The organism is Streptomyces spiroverticillatus (genome assembly GCA_014650415.1).
GTDB classification, from domain to species: Bacteria; Actinomycetota; Actinomycetes; order Streptomycetales; family Streptomycetaceae; genus Streptomyces; species Streptomyces spiroverticillatus.
In genome coordinates this window covers 807,063-829,490 of record BMUX01000002.1, presented here as the reverse complement: position 1 = coordinate 829,490, position 22,428 = coordinate 807,063, and the positions used below count along the sequence as shown (strand labels likewise).

17 protein-coding genes and 2 pseudogenes are annotated in these 22,428 nt (G+C 72.1%); 12 read left to right on the top strand and 7 right to left on the bottom strand.

What is annotated here, in order from left to right; all coding sequences use genetic code 11:
- Positions 1–104 (top strand): annotated as a pseudogene (locus tag IE269_RS43720) (DUF4097 family beta strand repeat-containing protein); the annotation flags it as partial.
- A gap of 91 nt (positions 105–195) precedes the next feature.
- The gene (locus tag IE269_RS08030; RefSeq protein WP_189822032.1) at positions 196–1,323 is read left to right on the top strand and encodes a serine hydrolase domain-containing protein; all 1,128 of its coding nucleotides are present in this window, start codon (positions 196–198) and stop codon (positions 1,321–1,323) included.
- Between the two features lie 109 nt (positions 1,324–1,432).
- On the opposite strand, the gene IE269_RS08025 is transcribed toward IE269_RS08030, so the two are convergent.
- Positions 1,433–2,173, bottom strand: coding sequence for a FadR/GntR family transcriptional regulator (locus tag IE269_RS08025; protein WP_189822031.1), 741 nt, complete (start codon positions 2,171–2,173; stop codon positions 1,433–1,435).
- Positions 2,174–2,434: 261 nt separating this feature from the next.
- Here IE269_RS08025 and IE269_RS08020 point away from each other — a divergent pair, with 261 nt between their 5' ends.
- From IE269_RS08020 to IE269_RS42985, 8 genes are all read left to right on the top strand, one after another.
- Positions 2,435–3,529 carry a sugar ABC transporter substrate-binding protein gene (locus IE269_RS08020; protein WP_189822030.1) on the top strand — a complete coding sequence of 365 codons (1,095 nt, stop codon included), beginning with the start codon at positions 2,435–2,437 and terminating at the stop codon, positions 3,527–3,529.
- Entirely contained in the window at positions 3,526–5,052 is a 1,527-nt protein-coding gene (locus IE269_RS08015; protein WP_229898297.1) for a sugar ABC transporter ATP-binding protein, read from the top strand. Before IE269_RS08020 ends, IE269_RS08015 begins: the two co-directional genes overlap by 4 nt.
- A gap of 16 nt (positions 5,053–5,068) precedes the next feature.
- Positions 5,069–6,082: an ABC transporter permease gene (locus IE269_RS08010; RefSeq protein WP_229898307.1), complete on the top strand. Its 1,014-nt coding sequence runs from the start codon at positions 5,069–5,071 to the stop codon at positions 6,080–6,082.
- A 1,009-nt stretch (positions 6,083–7,091) separates the two neighbouring features.
- Positions 7,092–7,946 carry a fumarylacetoacetate hydrolase family protein gene (locus IE269_RS08005; protein ID WP_229898296.1) on the top strand — a complete coding sequence of 285 codons (855 nt, stop codon included), beginning with the start codon at positions 7,092–7,094 and terminating at the stop codon, positions 7,944–7,946.
- A 12-nt stretch (positions 7,947–7,958) separates the two neighbouring features.
- Complete coding sequence (locus IE269_RS08000; protein ID WP_189822027.1) at positions 7,959–9,308, top strand: enolase C-terminal domain-like protein; 1,350 nt, start codon at positions 7,959–7,961, stop codon at positions 9,306–9,308.
- Positions 9,305–10,060, top strand: coding sequence for an SDR family NAD(P)-dependent oxidoreductase (locus IE269_RS07995; RefSeq protein WP_189822026.1), 756 nt, complete (start codon positions 9,305–9,307; stop codon positions 10,058–10,060). The genes IE269_RS08000 and IE269_RS07995 overlap by 4 nt, the downstream gene beginning before the upstream one ends.
- The gene (locus tag IE269_RS42990; protein WP_229898295.1) at positions 10,057–11,016 is read left to right on the top strand and encodes an aldo/keto reductase; all 960 of its coding nucleotides are present in this window, start codon (positions 10,057–10,059) and stop codon (positions 11,014–11,016) included. The genes IE269_RS07995 and IE269_RS42990 overlap by 4 nt, the downstream gene beginning before the upstream one ends.
- Positions 11,013–11,861 carry an amidohydrolase family protein gene (locus IE269_RS42985; RefSeq protein WP_229898294.1) on the top strand — a complete coding sequence of 283 codons (849 nt, stop codon included), beginning with the start codon at positions 11,013–11,015 and terminating at the stop codon, positions 11,859–11,861. Before IE269_RS42990 ends, IE269_RS42985 begins: the two co-directional genes overlap by 4 nt.
- A 41-nt stretch (positions 11,862–11,902) precedes the next feature.
- On the opposite strand, the gene IE269_RS07985 is transcribed toward IE269_RS42985, so the two are convergent.
- The 4 genes and pseudogenes from IE269_RS07985 to IE269_RS07970 all read right to left on the bottom strand — a co-directional run bounded on the left by IE269_RS07985 (position 11,903) and on the right by IE269_RS07970 (position 16,282).
- Entirely contained in the window at positions 11,903–12,550 is a 648-nt protein-coding gene (locus tag IE269_RS07985) for a LysE family transporter (protein ID WP_189822024.1), read from the bottom strand.
- Between the two features lie 63 nt (positions 12,551–12,613).
- Positions 12,614–14,197 (bottom strand): sensor histidine kinase, encoded by a 1,584-nt coding sequence (locus IE269_RS07980; protein ID WP_189822023.1) that lies wholly within the window; start codon positions 14,195–14,197, stop codon positions 12,614–12,616.
- Between the two features lie 340 nt (positions 14,198–14,537).
- A pseudogene (locus tag IE269_RS07975) lies at positions 14,538–15,569 on the bottom strand (rod shape-determining protein); the annotation flags it as partial.
- A gap of 122 nt (positions 15,570–15,691) precedes the next feature.
- Positions 15,692–16,282 carry a hypothetical protein gene (locus IE269_RS07970; protein ID WP_189822114.1) on the bottom strand — a complete coding sequence of 197 codons (591 nt, stop codon included), beginning with the start codon at positions 16,280–16,282 and terminating at the stop codon, positions 15,692–15,694.
- Positions 16,283–16,420: 138 nt separating this feature from the next.
- Here IE269_RS07970 and IE269_RS07965 point away from each other — a divergent pair, with 138 nt between their 5' ends.
- Both IE269_RS07965 and IE269_RS07960 read left to right on the top strand, forming a co-directional pair.
- Entirely contained in the window at positions 16,421–17,446 is a 1,026-nt protein-coding gene (locus IE269_RS07965) for an NADP-dependent oxidoreductase (RefSeq protein WP_189822021.1), read from the top strand.
- 68 nt (positions 17,447–17,514) lie between these two features.
- A complete protein-coding gene (locus IE269_RS07960; RefSeq protein ID WP_189822020.1) occupies positions 17,515–17,943 on the top strand; it encodes an organic hydroperoxide resistance protein in 429 nt (142 codons plus the stop codon).
- 573 nt (positions 17,944–18,516) lie between these two features.
- On the opposite strand, the gene IE269_RS07955 is transcribed toward IE269_RS07960, so the two are convergent.
- Positions 18,517–19,698: a serine hydrolase domain-containing protein gene (locus IE269_RS07955; protein WP_189822019.1), complete on the bottom strand. Its 1,182-nt coding sequence runs from the start codon at positions 19,696–19,698 to the stop codon at positions 18,517–18,519.
- Between the two features lie 88 nt (positions 19,699–19,786).
- Complete coding sequence (locus tag IE269_RS07950) at positions 19,787–22,369, bottom strand: M14 family zinc carboxypeptidase (RefSeq protein WP_189822018.1); 2,583 nt, start codon at positions 22,367–22,369, stop codon at positions 19,787–19,789.
- Between the last annotated feature and the right edge of the window lie 59 nt (positions 22,370–22,428).

Genomic DNA, 22,428 nt, shown 5'->3' with positions numbered 1-22,428 from the left:
ACGGCCGCATCGCCAACTCCCTCCAGAACAGCGCCGGTTCGGCCGCGAAGCTCACCGTCCACGCCACCACCTCGTACGGCAACGTCACCGCCCGCAGCAACTGATCCCGCAGTGCCCGACCACAGCCCCACCCCCACCATCACCCCGGGGCGGCGGCACCACGCCGCCGCCCCGGGAACCAAGGAGACCACCGCCATGAACAGCACCGCAGCCGCCACCGTCCCCGCCCAGACCCGCCCCGAGCTCCAGCAGGCCCTGGAGGCCATGGTCGAGGCCGGCTTCACCGGAGTGCAGCTCCGGGTCCGCGACGAACGCGGCGCCTGGTCCGGCACGGCCGGTCTCGCCGAACGGGGCGGCAGTCAGCCGCCCCCGCTCGACTCCCCGGTCCGCATCGGCAGCAACACCAAGACCTTCGCCGCCACCGTGCTGCTCCAGCTCGTCGGCGAGGGGAAGGTCGGCCTCGACACCCCCGCCGCCGACTACCTCCCCGAGTTCGGTCTCGACCCCCGGATCACCGTCCGCATGCTCCTCCAGCACACCTCCGGCCTCTTCAACCACACCGGCGAGATCTACGACGACGGCTCGAAGGTCTACGGCGTCCCCTGGTCGGGCCAGGAGTGGGTGGAGAACCGCTTCAAGGCCTACACGCCCGAAGAGCTGGTGCGTTACTCCCTGGAGCGCCCGGTCCGCTTCGAGCCGGGCGCCGACTGGAGCTACGCCAACACCAACTACGTACTCGTCCGCCTGATCGTCGAGAAGGTCACCGGCCGCACCCTCGCCGAGGAGACGGCGACCCGCATCCTGGAGCCGCTCGGCCTGACCGGCACCGCCGTCCCGTCGGCGGACCGCCCCCTGACCGACCTCCCCGAGCCGCACCCCCACGCCTACCACCGCTACCCGGACGCCGACGGCCAGGAGCGGATCGTCGACGTCACCCGCCAGAACCCCGCCTGGGTCTCCACCGGCGGCGACATGGTCTCCACCACCCGCGACCTGGAGACCTTCATCTCCGCGCTCGTCGGGGGCGAGCTGCTGCCCGCCCCGCTGCTGGCCGAGATGTACGAGACGCACGCCAAGGTCCCGTACGGTCTCGGGGTCTTCGTCCAGCCGACCGGCGACGGCGGCACGGTCATCACCCACAACGGCGGCATCTCCGGCCACGGCGCGCTGATGTACGCCGCCCCCGACGGCAGCCGCACCCTCACCGCCGCGTTCAACTACGTCGACGACCCGGAGCTGTCGCTGGCCCCGGCCTTCCAGAAGGCGACGGTGATGCTGGTGGACCTGGTCTTCGGAGGGGGCGGGGCCGGGTCGGCGGAGTGAGCAACCTCATCAGCGTTACGAGCAGCGGGCCGCGCCGGATCTCCGGCACGGCCCGCACCGCGTTCCTCACGGAAGCCACGGAAGCCGGGCAAGCCGGGGAAACCCCCGCTCACTCCTCCAACTGCCCCCGCAGCCAGTCCTCCACCGCGCCCACGTGCGAGGCCGCCGCCACCCTGGCCGCCTCCGGGTCGCGGCCCACCAGCGCCTGGTAGATCCGGGCGTGCTCCTCGCGGGCCCGGGCGAACGCGTCCGCCTCCTGGTGGCCCCGTCTGACCCTGGCCCGGAAGGTGCGGGACGACAGGCCCTCGACGATCGCGGCCAGTGCCTCGTTGCCCGCCGCCTGGGTGATCGTGCGGTGGAAGGCCATGTCGGCGGCGAGGAACTCCTCCGGGTCCTCCGCCTCCCGCATCGAGTCCAAGTGCACGGCCACCGCGGCGAGTTGGGGCTCGGTGATACGGGCGGCGGCCAGCGCCGTCGCCGCCGACTCCAGGATCCGGCGCACCTCCAGGAACTCCACCAGCCGGGGCTGCGGGGAGATCTCCGCGACCACGCCGAAGGTGTCGAGCAGGTCCCCGGCCTCCAGGTTCGTGACGTAGATCCCGGAGCCGTGCCGGGACTCCAGCACGCCCAGGACCGTCAGCGCGCGGATCGCCTCACGCATCGAACTGCGCGAGATGCCCAGCCGCACCGCCAAGTCCCGTTCGGTGGGCAGGCGTTGGCCGGGCGCCAGATTCCCGTCGGTGATCATGGCCTTGATGGACTCGATCGCCCGTTGCGTCACCGAACCGCCCTTGAGCGGTACGGCGTCCGCCTCCGGCTCGGGAACTGCTTCGGGGGTGGTCGTTGCCATGGGGGTTCCTCCGGCTTCGGCAGGACGGACGGGCGGCGGATCGGATGCGGGCGACGGGCTGTGTGCGGTGAGCGCCGATCGCGCCCGCCGTGCTCACCCCCACTCTGCCCGATCATCCAAGTCATCGGACCAATTGGCCAGTTCTCTGCGAAAAATCGGCTCAGAGGGGTGTTGGAGCCCCGGAAAGGTCTGATAAATATTCGGCGCGCGCAATCCGTTCGTAGGGGATCGGGATTCGATCAGGAGCCGAGGAGCCGTCAGATGGCCGGCAGCATGAGCAGGGCAGCGAAGAGGGCAGTGAACAGGCCGGCAGGGACCGCGACGCGGGCGGTACGGGTGGCCGCCCTCGCGGCGTGCGCGGCCCTCGCGCTCAGCGCCTGCGGCAGCACCAAGGACGCGGGCAAGGCGGGCGCGGCCGGGGGCGAGGGCAAGGTCGGTGTCATCCTGCCCCTGCTGACCTCGCCGTTCTGGCAGTCGTACAACGACTACGTGCCGAAGATGGCGAAGGAGGAGAAGGTCGACGCACTGAAGACCGTCAACTCCAACTCCGACCCGGCACAGCAGATCACCGACATCAACAACCAGCTCAACCAGGGCGTCAAGGGCCTGGTCGTCGCCCCGCTCGACAGCGCCGCGATAGCCGCGGGCCTCGACCAGGCCGAGCGCAAGGGCGTCCCCGTGGTCGCCGTCGACGTCGCGCCCGAGAAGGGCAAGGTCGCGATGATCGTGCGGGCGAACAACGTCGCGTACGGGCAGAAGGCCTGCGAGTTCCTGGGCTCGAAGGTGAAGACCGGCAAGGTCGTGCAGATCATGGGCGACCTGGCTTCGGTCAACGGCCGGGAGCGCTCGGAGGCGTTCCGCACCTGCGCCAAGGACAAGTTCCCGGGCCTGAAGGTGCTGGAGATCCCCGCCAAGTGGGAGTCGGACGCCGCCGCCTCCAAGCTGGACACCCTCCTCAACCAGAACCCCGACATCAAGGGCATCTACATGCAGGCGGGCGGCGTCTACCTCGCGCCCACCCTCCAGACCCTCAAGTCGAAGAACCTCCTCAAGCCGGTCGGCGACGCGGGGCACATCGCGATCGTCTCCAACGACGGCATCCCGCAGGAGTTCGACGCCATCCGCAAGGGCGAGATCGACGCGACGGTCTCGCAGCCCGCCGACACGTACGCCAAGTACGGCATGTACTACATCAAGAAGGCGATGGCGGGCGAGACCTTCAAGGAGGGCCCGACCGACCACAACTCCACGATCGTCAAGCACCCGAGCGGGCTGCTGGAGGACCAGCTTCCGGCTCCGCTGGTGACGAAGGAGAACGTGGACGACAAGGCGCTCTGGGGCAACAACGTCAAGTGAGCACCGTGACCCGTGCCGACGCCTCTGACCTGAAACCGCTGGTCGAGGCGTCCGGGATCACCAAGCGGTACGGTCCCACGACCGCCCTTCAGGACGGCCGGCTGACCGTGATGCCCGGCGAGTCGCACGCCCTGGTGGGGCGCAACGGCGCGGGCAAGTCCACCCTCGTGACCGTGCTCACCGGGCTCCAGGCCCCGGACGCGGGCACGGTCCGCTTCGACGGGGAGCCGGCCCCCGCGCTCTCCGACCGGGACGCGTGGCGGCGCAAGGTCGCCTGCGTGTACCAGAAGCCGACCGTCGTGCCGGAGCTGTCGGTCGCGGAGAACCTCTTCATCCACCGCCAGCCCACCGGCTTCGGCGGCGTCATCAAATGGAAGCAACTGCGGGCGCAGGCAGCGGAGTTGCTGGACACCTGGGACGTACGGGTCGACCCCGACGCCCGGACCGACGACCTGAAGGTCGAGGACCGGCAGATGGTCGAGATCGCGCGGGCGCTGTCCTTCGGCGCCCGGTTCATCGTCCTGGACGAGCCGACCGCGCAGCTCGACAACAAGGAGATCGAGCGGCTCTTCGCCCGCATGCGCACCCTCCAGGAGTCCGGCGTCACCTTCCTCTTCATCTCGCACCACCTCCAGGAGGTGTACGAGGTGTGCCAGGCGGTGACCGTCCTGCGCGACGCCCGCTGGATCACCACCGCCCCGGTCGCCGAACTCCCGCGCGCAGCACTGGTGGAGGCGATGGCGGGGGAGGCGGTCACGGCCGCCGAGAGCGCCGCCCGCTCCTCCGTGCCTCTGGACGCGCCGGTGCGGCTGGAGGTCGCCGGGCTCTGTTCGGCGGCGTACGAGAACATCGACCTGACCGTCCGCGAGGGCGAGGTCGTGGGCCTCGCCGGAACGAGCGGCAGCGGCAAGATCGAGCTGGCGGAGACCTTCGCCGGGCTGTACACGCCCGAGCGCGGGTCCGCCCGGCTCGACGGCCGCGAACTCCCCTTCGGGGACGTGCCCGCAGCCCTGAAGGCGGGCGTGGGCTGCGTGCCCCGCGACCGGCATGACCAGGGCCTGGTCTCCGGGATGAGCATCGGCGACAACGCCACCATGAGCGTGCTGGGGCGGCTCGGGCCGTACGGATTCGTCGGTACGGAGAAGAAGCGCACCGTCGGCGACGAACTGATCCGGCGCCTCGACATCCACGCGGAGGGCCCCCACCAGCCTGTCTCGGACCTCTCCGGCGGCAACGCGCAGAAGGTGGTCATGGCACGGGCCCTGGCCTCCGATCCGCGGCTGCTGGTGCTGATCAACCCCACGGCGGGTGTGGACGTGAAGTCCAAGGAGTCCCTCCTCGCGCGGATGGACAGTGCGCGCGAGGACGGCACGGCGGTGCTCGTCGTGTCCGACGAAATAGACGATCTGCGGCGCTGCGACCGGGTCCTGGTCCTCTTCCACGGGCGGGTGGTCGCGGACCATGCGGCCGGGTGGAACGACCACGAGCTGATCGCATCCATCGAAGGAGTAGACCGTGGCTGACACGACAGCCTCGAAGGTGGCCGCGCCCGCACGGGATGCGTCGGGCTCCGCCGCCGACCGCAAGAAGACCCTGCTGCTGAGCCGGGCACGCGAACTGGCCCTGCTTCCGGCCCTGTTGGTGCTCGTCCTGGTCGGAGCCCTCACCAACGAGTCCTTCTTCACCAGCGGCAACATCATCTCCATCCTGGGCGCGTCCGCCGCGCTCGCGATGGTCGTGCTGGCCGAGTCGCTCGTCCTGATCACCGGCAAGTTCGACCTGTCGCTGGAGTCGATCGTGGGCATCGCGCCCGCGATGGGGGCACTGCTGGTGCTGCCCGCGCTCAGCTCCGGGTTCGGCACGGAGATGCCCGCGTTCGTCGGCATCCTGGTGATCCTGGTGGTGGGCGCGCTGGTCGGGGCGTTCAACGGGGCGCTGGTCGTCAAGCTGAAGCTCAACGCGTTCATCGTGACGCTGGCCATGCTGATCGTACTGCGCGGGCTGCTCGTCGGCGCGACCGAGGGCAAGACGCTCTTCGGCATGCCGGACGCCTTCTTCGCCCTCGCCACCTCCACCTTCATCGGGATCCCGCTGTCCGTGTGGATCGCGGCCCTGTGCTTCGGCATCGCGGGCTTCGTCCTCAAGTACCACCGGGTGGGCCGGGCGTTGTACGCGATCGGCGGCAACCCGGCGGCCGCGAAGGCGGCGGGCATCCGGGTCGACCGGGTCATGCTCGGCGTGTTCGTCACCGCCGGCGTCCTGGCCTCCCTCGGCGGCCTGATCCAGACCGGCTACGTCGGCGCGATCAACGCCAACCAGGGCCAGAACATGATCTTCACGGTGATGGCGGCGGCCGTCATCGGCGGCATCAGCCTGGACGGCGGCAAGGGCACCATGTTCGGCGCCCTGACCGGTGTCCTCCTGCTGGGCGTCGTCCAGAACCTGCTCACCCTGGCCCAGGTGCCCTCCTTCTGGATCCAGGCCATCTACGGCGGCATCATCCTGATCGCCCTGATGATCGCCCGCGTCACGACGGGGCGGGCCCAGGACTGAGGCGGCGTCTGCGGCCGGGTGCGTGTCCGGGAGCGGGGCGGGGTGCGGGCTCGGGAGGAGGGCAGGGCTGGGTGGCTCCCAGCCCTGGCCCGATCCCGGCCCCTGGGGCCGACCCCACGACTCGGGCCGACTGTCGCAGGCCCGCCCCGGCGGCCCTCATTCGGGCCAGGGGAAGGGCTCCGCACCCGGGCCCGGGACGGCCCTGCCACCGGGTGGGGTGGGCCTGCTCCTGGGAGGGAGGGTCCCGCTCCCGGGCGAGTTTGCCCCGGGTCCGGGTGCGAGGCCTGCTCCCGGGGCCCCGTTCCTGGGCGAAGCTGCCCCGTTCCTGGGCGGGACGGCTCCACCCGGGTGGGGCGGCCCTGCACCTGGACGGATTGGCCCCGCGCGGACGGGACGCCCACCCGGGCCGGGCGGCCTCACACCCGGGAGGACGCCGGCCTGGGCGGGGTGGCCGGATCAGGGTGGCCTCGTCCGGGCGGGGCGGTCCCATCTGGACGGGACGCCTGCCTGGGCGGGTCGGCTCCGTCCGGGTGGGGTGCTCCCGGCCCGGGGACGGGATGCCCGCCCGGGTGGGATGGTCTCGCCTCCCGGTGGGGTGGCCTCACCCGGGCAAGACGCCCATCCGGACGGGACGGCCCCACCTGGGGAGGACGCCCACCCGGACGGGACGGCCCTGCCCGGACGGGACCACCTCGCCTCCCGGTGGGGTGGCCTCACCCGAGCAAGAAGCGCGCCCGGGCGGCACGACCTCGCTCGGGCGGCACGCCCACCCGGGCGAGACGTCCCCGTCCGAGAAGAGGCAGCCCCCGCCCGAGGGGGGGCAGCCTCTGCCCGAGTCCGGTGCAGTCCCGGACTCACGTCGGACGGCCGTCCGCGTCCCGCGCGGCGCGTCCGCAGGATCGACCTGGTCGGCCGCAGCCGTGCGGAAGGCCGTAGCCGCCCGGCGGTGCCGATCACCGGCACTGCCCCGACCCCCACACGCCCCACCGAAGCAAGGAGTTCAACCCCCGTGAAATTCCAGCGACTTGGCGAGCCCGGCAGTGAGAAGCCCGCGCTCCTCGGTGACGACGGTCAGGTGTACGACCTCTCCGGGGTCACGTCCGACATCGACGGTGCCTTCCTCGCGGACGGCGGTGTCGAGCGGGTGCGTGCCGCGCACGTGGCCGGTGAGCTGCCCCTCCTTGAAGGGGCCCAGGAGCTGCGTACCGGAGCGCCCGTCGCCCGGCCCGGCAAGGTCGTCTGCATCGGGCTCAACTACCGGGACCACGCGGAGGAGACCGGGGCCGCCATCCCGCCCCGGCCGGTCGTGTTCATGAAGGATCCGGGGACGGTCGTCGGGCCGTACGACACCGTTCTGGTCCCGAGGGACTCCACCCGCACCGACTGGGAGGTCGAGCTGGGGGTGGTCATCGGCAGCAAGGCCCGCTACCTGGAGAGCCCCGAGGAGGCCCTCGCCTGCATCGCCGGGTACGCGGTCAGCCACGACGTCTCCGAGCGCGAGTTCCAGCTCGACTTCTCCCCGCAGTGGGACCTCGGCAAGTCCTGCGAGACCTTCAACCCGCTCGGCCCCTGGCTGGTCACCGCCGACGAGATCGCCGACCCGCAGGACCTGCGGCTGCGGCTCAACGTCAACGGGGTCAAGCGCCAGGACGGGCACACCGGCGACATGATCTTCCACGTGGCGGAGATCGTCGCGTACTTGAGCCGGTACATGGTCCTGGAGCCCGGCGACGTCATCAACACCGGCACCCCGGCCGGCGTCGCGCTCGGCCTGCCCGGAAACCCCTACCTGCGTGCGGGCGACACCGTGGAGCTGTCCATCGACGGCCTCGGCAGCCAGCGCCAGACCTTCGCCCAGGCGTGAGAGGCCCGTCAAGTGACCCGAACGACCGCGCGTATCACGGCAGTTGATACGTACGACATCCGCTTCCCCACCTCCCGCGAGCTCGACGGCTCCGACGCGATGAACCCCGACCCCGACTACTCCGCCGCGTATCTGATCCTGCGCACGGACGCCGACGACGGCATCGAGGGGCACGGCTTCACCTTCACCATCGGGCGCGGCAACGACGTCCAGGTCGCCGCCATCGACGCCCTGAAGCCGCACCTCGTCGGGCGGTCGGTCGATGAACTGTGCGCCGATCCCGGTACGTTGGGCCGCGCCCTGATCGGGGACAGCCAGCTGCGCTGGCTCGGGCCCGAGAAGGGCGTGATGCACATGGCGATCGGGGCGGCCGTCAACGCCGCCTGGGACCTCACCGCCAAGCGGGCCGGCAAGCCGCTCTGGAAGCTGCTCGCCGACGCCGAACCCGAATGGCTCGTGCAGCAGATCGACTTCCGGTACATCGCCGACGTGCTGAGCCCCGCCGACGCGCTCCAACTGCTCCGCACCGGCAAGCAGGGCGCCGCCGAGCGCGAGGCGAAGCTGCGTGAGCGCGGCTACCCCGGCTACACCACCTCGCCCGGCTGGCTCGGCTACTCCGACGAGAAGCTGACCCGCCTCGCCCACGAGGCCGTCGCGGACGGGTTCACCCAGATCAAGCTGAAGGTGGGTGCCGATCTCGCCGACGACGTACGCCGGATGCGGGCGGCCCGCGCGGCCGTCGGCCCGGACATCCGTATCGCCATCGACGCCAACCAGCGCTGGAACGTCGGCGAGGCCATCGAGTGGACACGGGCGCTGGGTGCGTTCGACCCGTACTGGATCGAGGAGCCGACCAGCCCCGACGACGTCCTCGGCCACGCCGCGATTCGCAAGGCCGTCGGCCCGGACATCAAGGTCGCCACCGGCGAGCACGTCCAGAACCGGATCATCTTCAAGCAGCTCCTCCAGGCGGGCGCCATTGACGTCCTCCAGATCGACGCGGCGCGCGTCGGCGGGGTGGGGGAGAACCTGGCGATCCTGCTCCTCGCCGCGAAGTTCGGCGTGCCGGTGTGCCCGCACGCGGGCGGGGTCGGCCTGTGCGAGCTGGTCCAGCACCTGTCGATGTTCGACTTCGTGGCGCTGACCGGCACCACCGAGGACCGTGTCATCGAGTACGTCGACCACCTCCACGAGCACTTCACCGACCCGGTCGTGATGCGCGACGGCCACTACCGGGCCCCCGTCGCACCGGGCTTCTCGGCGACCATGCACGCGGAGTCGATCGCCGAATTCACCTATCCGGGCGGGCGGTTCTGGGCCGCCGACCTGGCCGCACAGATCACCGAGGAGGTAGGGGCATGAGCGAGCTGGACGGGCTGAAGGCGCTGGTCACCGGGGGTGCCTCGGGCATCGGCCTGGCGACGGCTCGGCTGCTGGCGGCGCGCGGCGCGCGGGTGGCCGTACTGGATCTGGACCCTTCGGGGGCGACGGAGCCGCTGCTCGGTTTCAAGGCGGACGTCTCGGACGACGCTTCGGTACGTTCCGGAGTCGCCGCCGCGCTGGAGGCGCTCGGCGGCCTCGACATCCTGGTCAACAACGCGGGCATCGGCGCGGCCGGAACCGTCGAGGACAACGACGACGACCAGTGGCACCGGGTGCTGGACGTGAACGTGGTGGGCATGGTGCGCGTGACGCGCGCCGCCCTGCCCGCGCTGCGCGCCTCCGCGCACGCCTGTGTCGTCAACACCTGCTCGATCGCCGCGACGGCGGGCCTGCCGCAGCGCGCCCTCTACAGCGCCAGCAAGGGAGCCGTCCTCTCCCTGACCCTCGCGATGGCCGCCGACCACGTCCGGGAGGGCATACGCGTCAACTGCGTGAACCCCGGCACGGCCGACACCCCGTGGGTGGGCCGCCTGCTGGACGCCGCCGACGACCCGGAGGCGGAGCGCGCCGCCCTCAACGCCCGCCAGCCCATGGGCCGCCTGGTCAGCGCCGACGAAGTGGCCGCCGCCGTCGCCTACTTGGCGAGCCCGGCAGCCGCCTCGGTGACGGGCGCCTCGCTCGCGGTGGACGGCGGGATGCAGGGTCTGCGGCTGCGCCCGGTGGGCCAGTGAGGACGCTGGGTAACAGCCGGGTGCCGGTCAGCGCGCTCGGCTTCGGGGCGGCGACCCTCGGCAACCTCTTCCGGGAGGTCTCCGACGAGGCCGCCCACGCCGCCGTGGACGCCGCCTGGGCGGCGGGGGTCCGCTACTTCGACACCGCCCCGCACTACGGACTCGGCCTCTCCGAACGCCGCCTGGGGGAGGCCCTGCGCGGCCGCCCCCGGGACTCGTACACCTTGTCGACAAAGGTCGGCCGGCTGCTCCTGCCCGGCGGCACGGGCGGCATGGACAGCGGCTTCGCGGTCCCGGCCGACCAGCACCGGGTGTGGGACTTCAGCGCGGACGGGGTGCGCCGGTCCATCGAGGACAGCCTGACCCGGCTGGGCCTGGACCGGATCGACGTGGTCTACCTCCACGACGCCGACGAATGCGGCGACGACGGCGCCCAGGCCCTGAGCGAGGCCTACCCGGCCCTGGAGCGGCTGCGGGCGGAGGGCGTCGTGGGCGCGATCGGCGCGGGCATGAACCAAGTCGCCCCGCTGGAACGCTACGTCACGGAAACGGACGCGGACGTCGTGCTCTGCGCGGGCCGCTACAGCCTGCTGGACCAGCGGGCGGGCCTGTCCCTGCTGCCCGAGGCCCTGCGCCGGGGCCGCAGCGTCGTCGTCGGCGGGGTCTTCAACTCGGGCCTCCTCGCCGACCCGCAGCCGGGGGCGACGTACGACTACAAGGCGGCGCCGGTGGACCTGCTGGGCCGCGCCCTGCGCATCAAGAAGATCGCCGAGTCCCACGGCGTCCCGCTCCGGGCCGCAGCCCTCGACTTCCCCTTCCGCCACCCGGCGGTGGCGAGCGTGCTGGTGGGGATGCGGTCGGCGGCGGAGGCGGCGGACGCGGCGGCGATGCTGGCGGTCGAGGTGCCGGACGAGCTGTGGGACGAGCTGAGGGAAGAGGGGCTGATGACGCTGTGAACGGCCGGATCGTGGACGCGCACCACCACGTGTGGGACCTGTCGGTACGCGACCAGGACTGGATCACGGGACCCGAACTCGCCCCGCTGCGACGGGACTTCCTGGTCTCCGACCTCCTCCCGGAGACCGAGGCGGCGGGCGTGGACGCGACGGTCGTGGTCCAGACGGTGACCGTCCCGGAGGAGACCCCGGAGTTGCTGGCCCTGGCGGCCGGGCACGAGCTGATCGCCGGGGTGGTCGGCTGGACCGACCTCACGTCCGACGGCGTCGCCGACGAACTGACCCGCCTGCGCGAACTCCCGGGCGGCGCAGCCCTGGTGGGCATCCGCCACCAGGTCCAGTCGGAGCCGGACCCGGAGTGGCTGCTGCGGGACGACGTGGCCCGGGGCCTGGCGGCGCTGGAGTCGGCGGGTCTCGTCCACGACCTGGTCATCGTGCCGGGCCAGTTGGAGGCGGCCACGAAGGCGGCCGCCGCGCACCCCGGCCTGACGTTCGTCCTGGACCACCTGGGCAAACCCCCCATCGCCCGGGGCGAGACGCAGCCGTGGGCGACGCTCGTACGGAACCTGGCCGCGCTGCCGAACGTGGTCTGCAAGCTGTCGGGAATGGTGGTCGAGGCGGACTGGTCCGCCTGGGAGGTGTCCGACCTGCGCCCGTACGCGGAGGTGGTGCTCGACGCTTTCGGCCCGTCCCGGGTGATGTACGGCTCGGACTGGCCGGTGTGCAGGCTCGCGTCGACCTACGCCGGGGTGCTGGACGCGGCCCGCGAGCTCACGGCCGGGCTGTCGCAGGGGGAGCGGGCGGAGGTGTTCGCAGGCACGGCGGAACGGGTGTACGGGATCTAGCCCCCCGTAGCTGCGGCAAGTACGGAGTCCGGCCCCCGTGGCTACGGCAACGGCAGGGCGATCTTCACCGCGTACACCGCGACCAGCCCGAAGCCGATGCGGAAGGTCCACGCCCGCACCCGGGGCGAGATCCGCGCGCCCGCGAACCCGGCCGCCGCGACCAGGAGTTGCTGCCAGCAGAAGGACGCCAGGAAGACCCCGGCGACGAACAGGGAACCCGCGCCGGGGCCGTCCAGGGTTGCGCCCTGCGCGGTGGTGAGGGCCGCGAAGTAGAGGGCGGTCGTCGGGTTGACCAGGGTGAGGGCGGCGAAGCGGGTGAAGGTGCGGGTCGCGCCGGTGGCCTTGCGGGCGGCGGGGGAGCCGGTCGCTTCACCGGCGGCGGGGGAGCCGGCGGCCGGGTGCCGGGACGCCCACAGTCCCCGTACCGCGATCACCATCAGCACGGCCGCCGACACCAGCCGCACCCATGCCTCCACCCCGCTCAGCGCCGCCGCGACCAGCGGCCCCAGGGCGGTGGCGGCGGCCGCGTAGGCGAGGTCCACGACGGCGACGGCGGACGCGGCGGCCACGGCGCTGCGGCGGTCGCGCATCCCCTCCTGGATGAGGAGGACGCCCATCGCCCCGACGGGTACCGCCACTCCCAGACCCGCCGCCGCACCGGCCAGCGCGGGCGCCATCAGCTCGCTCATGGCGCTTACTGTCGGGGGTCGGGGGTGTGGTGCGCGACCGAGTTTCCCGTGGGCCCGGCGGATCTACAGCGGGGACTGCCACGTGACGACCGTGCCCCGCGCCCCGCCCTCCGTCGCCTCCCCGTCGTCCTCCACCGTCAGCCGTACGCCCTCCCGCCCGTCCGGCAGCGGTGCCTTCGCGTCGACGCGGACCTTCACCGAGGTGACCCCCGGCCTGCGGTGGGCGGCGGCCAGGGCCCCGCGCAGGGCCGCCACCAGCTGTTTCGCCACCGGCTCCGTCACCAGTGCGTCGATCGCACCCTCGAAGTGCACCGACGGTGCGAACCCGAGCAGCGCGCCCGCGCCCGCCGTCTCCCGCAGCACCTTGCCGCGTACGGTCGTGGGCGCGTCGGCGGGGGGCTGCTGGAGGGCGAAGATCGCGGTCCTGACCTCCTGGATGGTGGAGTCCAGCTCGTCGACGGCCTGCCCGAGGAGGTCGTCCATCCCCGGCACCGCCGACGCGCCGTTCGCCGCCCGCCGCCGGGTCGACTCCAGCATCATCTCCGTCGCGAACAGGCGTTGTACGACCAGGTCGTGCAGGTCGCGGGCGATCCGGTCGCGGTCCTCGAACACCGCGAGCCGCTCCCGGGCCTCCCGTCCGTCGGCCAGCACCATCGCGAGCGCTGCCTGCGAGGCGAACTGGGAGGCCAGCAGGCGTTCGACCCCCGTGTACGGCGGGTCGCCCGGGCGGCGGGGCAGGGCGAGCGTCCCGACGAGCCGGCCGCCGCTCTGGAGGGGCAGCAGCATGCTGGGGCCGAAGCGGGAGCGCACGACCGTCGTCATCCGGTCGTCCGTCGCCGAGTCGTCCACGAACACCGGTTCCCCGCCCAGGAGTTGGTCCAGGACCGGGCTGCCGGGCTCGATCGCCGTACCGAGGAAGTCGGCCGCGTCGTCGCCGGGCCCGGTGGCCGCCGCGACGATCTCCATCCCGGAGTCCCCGGTCGGCTGGAGGACGATCCCGGCCGCCGCGCCGGACAGCGTGCGGGCCTTGTCGGCGACGGTCATCAGCGCGTCGTCGGCGCTGGTGCCGTGCAGCAGGGCGGTGGTGACGGCGGCGGCGCCCTCGATCCAGTGCTCGCGCAAGCGGGCCGTCTCGTACAGGCGGGCGTTGCCGATCGCGATGCCGGCCTGCGCGGCGAGGACGCGCAGCAGCGACAGGTCGTCGGTGTCGAACGGGGTGCCGTCCTGCTTGTCGGTCAGATACAGATTGCCGAAGACCTGGGAGTCGACCCGCACCGGCACCCCGACGAACGAATCCATCGCCGGATGCCCCTCCGGAAACCCCACCGAGCGGACATCGGTCCTGATACGGGGTACGAGCAGCGGGCGCGGCTCCCGCACCAGTGCGCCCAGCAGTCCGCTGTGCCCGTCCGGCAGCCGCCCGATCAGCTCGCGGGCGGCCTCGTCGAGCCCGGCCGTGTAGAGGTCGGTGACGCGGGTCCGGTCGGCGTCGAGCACCCCGAGGGCGCCGTAGCGGGCGCCGGTCAGCTCCACGGCGGAGTCCACGATGTGCTGGAGGGTGCTGCGCAGCTCCAGGTCCGTGCCCACGCTGAGGACCGCGTCGAGCAGTCGGGGCAGGCCGGGGGCCGCGCGTCCCTCTCGGTGCATGGGGCTCGGGTTCCTTCTCGCCGGGTATGTGCCGATCTTGTACGACCTTAACCAGCGGGGCGGGGCCTGCGCAGGTTTCCGGTGCGGTCGCGGGGTCCGGGGGAGGGCCGCCCTCTCCCTCTCTCCCCTCGCCCCCTTGGGCGGCGGGGCCGCCCCCCGGGGGCGGGACGGGCGGGCAAGGGGGCGGCCCGCCCGATACCGGGCCACCCCGGTTCCGCCCTCTGCCCGCACCCCCGGCACCGGCCCCCTACGACGCCGGGTGAGCCTCCGCCTGCTCCGCCGGAGCCGGGGCCGAGGCAGCAGCCCCCTTCGCCGACCCCTTCCGCGCCGCCCGCGACTCCGCCAGCGGATCCAGCGCCAACGGCTGAATCCGCCCCTCCAGCATCGCCCCCAGCCCCAGCACCGCACACACGTCCGGCCGCTCCGCGATCCGCACCGGCATCCCCGTCGCGTCCCGCAGCATCTGGTCGAGCCCCGGCAGCAGCGCGCTCCCGCCGACCATCATGATTCCGCTCTCGCCGAGGTCGGCGACCAGGTCCGGCGGGCAGGTCCGCAGGATCTTGCCGATGCCGTCCAGGACGGCGGTCAGCGGCGTGTGGATGGCCCGCTGCACGGCGGCGGTGTCCACGTGCACCGAGCGGGCGAGCCCGGTCGCCACGTCCCGCCCGTGGATCTCCGTCGACACGGGCCCGCCCGCCGCCAGCCCGCTCGACCGCAGGGCCAGTTGCAGCGGACGTACCGACTGCGACGGCAGCATCAGCTCGTGCGCCTGCCGCAGGTGCTGCACGACGGCGTGGTCGATGGCGTTGCCGCCCACCGGAATCCGCTCGGCGGCCACGATCGAGCCGAGCGAGAGCACCGCCACCTGGGTGGTGGCCGCCCCGCACACCATGATCATGGTGGCCGAGGGCTGCTCCACCGGGAGCCCGCAGCCGACGGCCGCCGCGATGAGGGTGTCGACCAGTTCCACCCGGCGGGCCCCGATCCCCACCAGCGTCTCGACGGCGGCGCGCTGGGCGAGCGGGTCGGCGTCGTGCGGGGTGCAGGCGGCGGCCCGCAGCCCCGGCTTGCGGCGCAACTGGCGGCGGAGCTTGTCGCCGAGGAGGCTGCGGAGCATCCGCTGGGCCATCTCGATGTCGACGACGGTGCCGCCGGAGACGGGCCGGGCGACCCGGATGTAGTCGGGGGTGCGCCCGGTCATCTGTTCCGCGAACGCACCGACCGCGATGAGGGCGCCGGTGCGGGTGTTGACGGCGGCGCAGCTCGGCTCGTCGACCACGAGGCCGAGCCCCTTCACGAAGACCCGGGTCCTGGCGGCCCCCAGATCGACGGCGACATGGCAACGGCGCAACTGCTCAAGGCTGACGGTCATAGTCGCATCGTGCGGGGTGCGCGCGGCGGGCGCGCGCTGGGATGAGCCGCACGGGGTACGGGATCTGACGCCACGCCAGAAACTGCTGATACGTCAGGAACCCGACCCCCCCTCCCGAGGCCCTACGGCACCTCCCTGAACTCCTGGAAGAGCCCCCAGGAGAATTCCGCCACCGTGGCGGACCCGTCGGGCAGGGTCAGGGACAGGCGGGCCCGGTTCGGCGCCGCGCCGTCCAGCATCCGTACCGGCCCGAAAGCGGCGAAGGCCCGCGCCACCTCGTCCACCGTCGCCGACCAGGGCACGAGGTCCGCAGCAGTGCGCAGAGCAGGCCCCGCGGCCTCCGGCGCCCGCACCAGCCACTCGTTCCACGCCACCCCGTCCGGGCCGGTGATCACCTCCAGCCGCAGGTCCGGCCAGAGCGGCACCCGCCACTGCCATGCCTCGCACTCCAGGTCCCCGACCCGCCGCCGTACCACCGCCTCCGCGGGCCCCAGGACGGACCGGTAGCGCTCCACGGCCCCGCGCGCCCGGGGCGAGCGCACCATCGCCTGCCAGCGACGGTTGACGTCCCGCATCTCGGTGAGGCTCACCCCCATCGCGATCCGGGCGTCCTCCACCAGCCCCGGCTGGTGATCGGCCATCCTCCGCAACAGCACGAGCTGAAACTCCCGGGGCCCCAGAGACCGAGGCCCCGGAGCCCCGCCGCCCGTCATGCCGCCCGCCACGCCACCCGCCACAACCACTCACCCCACTTACTTGACAATCTCAAACATTGATGAGCAAGCTTCATCCAGATACTCAATCTTCATCAGTACCAAGCTCCACCGCGTCGATCCGGAGGCCGCACACCCATGACCACCACTCTCCCCACCACCGGCCGCGCCTGGCACCTCGTACGCCGTCCGAACGGCTGGCCGGTCCCGGAGGACTTCGCGCTCGTCGAGACCCCGGTCTCCGAGCCCGCCCCGGGCCGGGTCCTCGTCCGGAACCTCTACCTCTCCGTCGACCCTTACATGCGCGGCCGCATGAACGACGTGAAGTCGTACATCCCGCCCTTCCAGCTCGGCGAGCCGATGACCGGCGGCGCGGTCGGCGAGGTCATCGCCTCGAACGACGACCGCTTCGCCGTCGGCGACCACGTCCTGCACGACCTGGGCTGGCGCGAGTACGCGGACCTGAAGGCGGACTACGCCACCAAGGTCTCCGCCGAGCTGGCCCCCCTCTCCACCTACCTCGGCGTCCTCGGCATGCCGGGCCTGACCGCTTACGCGGGCCTCTTCGAGGTGGCCTCCTTCAAGGAGGGCGACACGGTCTTCGTGTCCGGCGCGGCGGGCGCGGTCGGCAGCCAGGTCGGCCAGCTGGCCAAGCTGCGCGGCGCCAAGCGCGTGATCGGCTCCGCCGGTTCCGCCGACAAAATCAAGCTCCTGACCGACGAATACGGCTTCGACGCGGCCTTCAACTACAAGGACGCCACCCCCGTCGCCGAGCAGCTCCGCGAGGCCGCCCCCGAGGGCATCGACGTCTACTTCGACAACGTCGGCGGCGAGCACCTCGAAGCGGCCATCTCCTCCCTCACCGTGCACGGCCGCGCCACCCTGTGCGGCGCGATCTCCGGCTACAACGAGACCGAGCCGGTCCCGGGCCCGCGCAACATGATGGCGATCATCGGCAAGCGCCTGCGCCTGACGGGCGTCCTCGTCGGCGACCACGCCGCCCTCCAGCCGAAGTTCGTCGAGGAGGTCTCCGCCTGGATCCGCTCCGGCGAGCTCAAGTACGACGAGACCGTCGTCAAGGGCATCGACCACAACGTCGACGCGTTCCTCGGCATGCTGCGCGGCCAGAACACCGGAAAGATGATCGTTTCCCTCAGCGAGTAAGCTCACCCCACACCGTCACGGCGCGTGGGCGCGAGCCGTTGGCGAACCAAGCAGGAGGATCAACCCGTATGTCCATCCAGAAGATCGACGTCAAGTACACCGCTGTCGCCACCGCCGAGAACGGCCGTGACGGCCGGGTCGCGACCGACGACGGCAAGCTCGACGTGGTTGTCAACCCGCCGAAGGAGATGGGCGGCAGCGGCGCGGGCACCAACCCGGAGCAGCTCTTCGCGGCCGGCTACAGCGCCTGCTTCCAGGGTGCGCTGGGTGTCGTCGCCCGCAAGGAGAAGATCGACATCACCGGCTCGACCGTGACCGCGAAGGTCGGCATCGGCTCGACCGAGGCGGGCGGCTTCGGCCTGGAGGTCGCGATCTCGGCCTCCATCCCGAACGTGGACGAGGCCACCGCCAAGTCCCTCGTCGAGAAGGCCCACGAGGTCTGCCCGTACTCCAGCGCCACGCGCGGCAACATCAAGGTCGAGCTTTCGGTCGCCTGATGCGCTAGCTGTACGTGAGAAGGGGCCGCACGTTGGGGAGTGCGGCCCCTTCTCCATGCCCGCAGGACACGGCCGCCCTGCGGGCCGCCCTGCCCGTACGGGCCCGCCCCGCCTGCACGGCTCCGTCGCGCGGGCGCGACGTCCTGTGCCGGGCGCGCTCTTGCCGTGCCCCTTCAGGGGCGCGGGGAACTGCGCGACCAGCCACCCACTCAGCCGCGCGGCCGAGCGCTTTAGGTGAAGGGGCGGGGCTGGGGACCCCCTGGCCCAGCGGGCCGGAGCTTCACCTACCCGGCACGGGGAGGCGCCCCGAGGGCCCTGTGGCTGCGCGCACCCGGCGTGCAAGGTGCGGCGGGGGCCGGTACCGGGGCGGGCCCGGAGCGAGAGGGGCCGCCCCCTTGCCCGCCCGTTCCGCCCCCGGGGGGCGGCCCCGCCGCCCAAGGGGACGGCGGCGGAGAGGCGAGCGCCGCCCAAGGGGACGGCGGCGGAGAGGGGAGCGCCGCCCAAGGGGGCAAGGGAAGAGGGGGAGGGAGTCCCCGCCCCCTCCCCGGCCAGGGGAGGGCCCCCACCCCCTCCCTACGCCGAAGCGGCCCGCACGATCGCCCTCACCAAGTGCACATTCTCCGGCGCCGCACCCCCGGGGTACACGAACCTCCGCCTCGCGTACCCGTACGCGACCCGCTGCCGAGGATCGGCGAAGGCCATCGACCCCGCGGCCCCACTGTGCCCGACCGTCCCCTGCCCCAGCACGGGATACCGCTCCACCGACAGCGCCGAGAAGCCCGCCCCGAACACCGACCGCTCCCCGCCCACCAGGTCGACCCCGTCGGAGTGGATCCGCCCGAAGTCCGCCAGCGTCGCGGGCGTCAGCAGCGGCTCCACCCCGTCCCCGAGGATCGCCCGGTACATCCCGGCCAGCCCCCGCGCGGAGCCGACCCCGCCGAACGACGTCTGCCCATTGGCCCGCAGGGCGTACGAATTCCCCGCCTCGACGATGTCCGTCGGCTTCTCGGCGTTCAGGTTGAAGGCGATCCCGGTCAACGAGTGCGCACTGCCCGGGTTGGCCGTGATCTCCGCCTGCTGAGCGGGAGTCGGCGCCATCGGCAGCGTGTCCAGCACCCGCGGAATCTCCGCGTCCGGCAGCCCCAGGTAGAAGTCGAGCCCGTACGGGACCCGCACCCGCTCCTCGTAGATCTCCTGGATGGTGCGCCCGCTGACCCGCCGCACGACCTCACCGGCCAGCGCCCCGATCACGTACGCGTGGTAGCCGACCTGCGTCCCCGGCGTCCAGTACGGCGCCTGCCCGGCCAGCCGTTCCGCGATGATCCGGTCGTCGGCCAGCTCCTCCGCCGTGAACCCGGCATCCGCACCCACCACTCCAGCCCGGTGCGCCAGCAGGTCCCGCAGGGTCAGCCGGTCCTTGCCGTGCGCCCCGAACTCGGGCCAGTAGGAGGCGACCGTACGGTCCAGGTCCAGCAGCCCGTCCTGCACGAGCAGCGCCACCACCAGATAGGCGGCGCCCTTGGTGGAGGAGTAGACCGGAGTCAGCGAGTCCGCCTCCATCACCGGCCCGCCCCACAGGTCCACCACCAGCTCGCCGCGCACGTACGCGGCGAGCTGGGCGGAGTGGTCCGGCCCCTCGTCGGGGTTGCCCAGGACGGCCGCGAACTCCTCGCGGACGTCCTCGTAGCCTGCGGCGACGGTTCCCTTGACTTCGATCCCGCTCACGCGGACCAACTCCCCGATGTCAGCACTCATTGCTTGCTTGCAGGGAGATCAAGCGCCCGTCGCCGCGGGCTATTCCACGGGTGACGGCCCTGTTCATACAGCCTTCACAAACCGTCCGTCACACCCCGGACGCCACGTACAGAGCCCGCGCGACCTGCGCGAACTCCCCCTTCGGGTGCGCCCGGAACAGCGGCTGCGTACCGAAGAGCACGACCTTCGCCCCTTGCGCGGAGGTCCCGGACACCACGGCCGCCTGCCCCGCCGCGTCCTTCGGCCCGCCCTTGCCGTCCTCGCCCGCACGCCAGTGCCCGGACACGAGCGGGTTGCCGCCCGTCTTCCCGTACGACTGGTCCACCTGGACGCCCGTACCGAGCCCGGTGAACCACAGCGGCGAGAACACGAACGTGTGCCCCGGCGCCCCGCCGGTCACCGCGCTGCCGGCCGCGTTGTCGACCCGTACGACACCGTTGGCGTCGCCGTTGCCCTCCACGGCGACCGCACCGATCAACTTCGCGTCGGCGTTGAACTTCGCCCCGTCGGCACCCAGCCCGACGACCCCGTGCGTCTTCAGGAAGGCATTCAGCCGAGCCTTCGCCGCCGCGTTGAGCTCTCCGTACGCCAGGTCCGCCGACACGTACAGCGCGCCGACGCCCTTCCAGTCGAACCCGGCGTTCAGCACGTCCGTCGACACGGGCGTCACGTCGAAGCCCATCTCGCGCAGCGCGAACAGCTCACCGGACGACACGGCCGCCGCCACCCGGGTCCGCTCGATCGCAGCGACCCCCTTGGCGCGCGTCGCGTGGAACGCCACCCCGAACCGGTCCGCCAGCTTCACGGCCTTCCACCGTGCCGAACCCGGCACGACCGCCGTCCCGTCGGCCGCCCGGCGCACCTTCACACCGTCCGCGAGCAGCGCGTTCAGCGCACTGATCTCCTTCGGGTCGTCCAGCCGGAGCTGGAGGTCGCCCCACGGGGCGACGTACCCGGTCGCCGAAGCGGCGTGCACACCACGGCGCGGTACGTCGACCGTCGTCCCCTTCGCGATGCGGTCCACGCTCGCGCCCCACAGCAGGCCGAGGCTCCACCCGGAGATGTCGTACATCGCGGAGACGTCCGCGCTGATGTCCCGCCCGTCGGCCAGGATCACATTCGCGATGCCGCGCTTGGGCTGCTTCATGTCCACGACGTACGACCCGGCCGGGTAGCTCTTGCCGCCCGCCCTAAAGCCGCGCAGCGCCCGCTCGACCTTCACGTCATTGGCCACGAGGTGGTCGACGAGCCGCGCCGCCGCGACACCGGACCGCTGCCCGTCGCCGCCCGCCGGGATGACGTACGCACTCGGGAACTCGGTCGTGTACACGTCCTCGGGACCGATGCCCGGAACGCCCGGCACGGTCTCCTCGGACACCGGCACCTGCTCGGCCCCCGCCGCACCGCGCCGGAAGGTCTCGATCTGGTCGGCGATCACCGAAGTGCGGTGCGTGGACGTGTAGTTGATGGCCGCCTTGATGGCCGCACCGGCGACGTCGGTGTTGATCGCCGAGCGCCGCCGCAGCTCGGCGACGGGCTGCGAGTCGTACTCCTCGTTGTTGACCTGGAGCGGAATCTCGATGGTGTGCGTGGCGACCGCGCCCTGGAAGGGCATGTACTGCGGGGTGAAGATGGGCGGCCAGTCGTCCCACCCTTCCTTCTGGTCCCGGAACGGAATGACGGCCGGGTCGACCCCGTCCTTCGCGGGCGTATAGCCCAGCCCGTTCACAGCGGCCTCCATCCCCAGCGCATTCGCGTACGAATTCTTCAGGAAGAGGTCGTACTCGTAGTTCTCGCCGTGCGGGGGAGTGGTGGGCTCGATCAGCGTCCCGTTCACGTACCCGTGCATGTCCAGCATGACCGCGGGCTGCTTGTCGATGGCGATCTGCCGGATGGCACGGGCCTCGGGCTGGGTGGCGGTGATGAAGTCCCGGTTGATGTCGAAACCGTTGGAATTCGCCCGCGTCCCCGCTATCCGCCCGTCCGGATTCGCCGTGACATTGAAGTACAGCCGGTTCTCACCGAGCAGCTTCTTCGTCTTCGCGTCCTTCGCGGACGCCAACTCGGATATGAGCTTCAGGGACGCGTCCGTCCCCTCCCACTCATTCCCGTGAATGTTGTTGTTCACGAACAAAGGCGTCTTGTAATCCGCCTTTATCTCGCGGTCCTTGGCCGCCTTCGCCGGGGAATTCTCGATCGATTCCCGCATCCGCTCCTGCCGCGCGGCCTCCCCGCGGCTCTCCGGCGCGGTGACCGTCACCAGGTACAGGTCGTGCCCGCCGGCCGACTTGCCCGCCAGCTCGACGCTCACCCGGTCGCTCTGCTTCTGCAGCGCATTCAGCTTCGGCGCTATCGCGTGGTACGGCGTGAGCCCCAACTTGATCGACTTGTCGGCCGGGTTGGGCGCGGGCTCCTTCAGCTTCGTCCGCCGGGGGAATCCTTCGGTCCGGCCGCCGTGCCGGACCCCGAGGTCCCCGAGCGCCCGCTCGGCGGCACCGGCCCCGGTGCGCGCGGCCGGACCCCTCAACTCCCTTTCCGCATCGGTACGTTCATGCTTCTGCGGCCCCTTGGGGCCGGGGGCGGCCTGGGCGCCGGTCGCCGGGACGATCAGGGCGGCACCGGCGAGGGCGGCGGTGGCGACGAGCACGGGTCTCGGTATGCGTACGGCCATGGATGTGCGTACCTCCGGGAAGGGCGGATGATCGGTACGCAGGGGTCTACCGGCTGAAC